Source organism: Streptomyces sp. NPDC058964, from assembly GCF_042741275.1.
Classification (GTDB): domain Bacteria; phylum Actinomycetota; class Actinomycetes; order Streptomycetales; family Streptomycetaceae; genus Streptomyces.
In genome coordinates this window covers 29,285-30,144 of sequence record NZ_JBHYKH010000047.1, presented here as the reverse complement: position 1 = coordinate 30,144, position 860 = coordinate 29,285, and the positions used below count along the sequence as shown (strand labels likewise).

Annotated in this window: 1 protein-coding gene; it reads right to left on the bottom strand. The window is 68.1% G+C overall.

Going from position 1 to position 860, the window contains the following annotated elements:
* Positions 1 to 83 precede the first annotated feature (83 nt).
* A partial coding sequence (locus ACFW2E_RS09055; protein WP_384463636.1) for an ABC transporter transmembrane domain-containing protein occupies positions 84 to 860 on the bottom strand: 777 nt, incomplete at its 5' end.

The following is an 860-nucleotide window of genomic DNA, read 5'->3' as shown; positions in this document are numbered from 1 at the left end:
TTTACCCGCCCTGAGTCAATGTTTGTGTGTACCTTTCCGTGGCTCTCGCTCAAGACGCGGCTCTCCTCCCCTCCATCACGGTTTTAGGCATGGACCAGGGCGACATTGCCCAGCGACTCCTCGGCGACCGCGCTCAGTGAACCGCTGCGGCGCCTGCGCTCGCGGGACGCCTCCTTGATCAGCCGGGAGAAGTGCCGGGCGGCTCCCCAGAACAGCGGCACGATGACGAGCGCGAGGAGCGTCAGGTCCCAGCGTAGGTAGAACAGCAGCCCGACGAAGACACCCAGCCGCACCACGTGGTACAGACCGTCCGCCACTCCCGAGAGCAGGAAGGTCTCCACGGCGTCGACATCACCCGTGACACGCGACAGCACGTCCCCGAGCCGCCGCCGTTCGAAGAAGCCGAGCGACAGACCCTGGACGTGCCGGAACACATCACGGCGTACCGCGAGCAGGAACCGCTCGCCGACCCACGTCGATGTCACGTCGTCGGCGAATCCGAGCATGCCGGAGCCGACGACGAGCGCCAGGTAGGCGGGTGCGATCCAGACGAAGGGCTGCAGATCGCGCGGTACGAGCACGTCGTCCACCACGATCTTGAACAGCCACAGTTCCGCCGCGTCGACGACGGGCCCGATCAGGCTGAAGAGCACAAGCGGCACCAGCCAGCGTCGTCGGCCGCGTGTGTAGGGCCAGAAACGCCGGAAGACCTCACGCGGCGGCAACGGCGGGGCGGCCGCGACCACGTCGGTCGTGGCGCCGGAATCCGCGCCCACCGACAGCAGGCGCCGCAGAAGATGCCGAGGGGAACCCACCATCGCACGGCTCCGTCGCGGACCGTCGGCGGAGCGGGCCGGTGA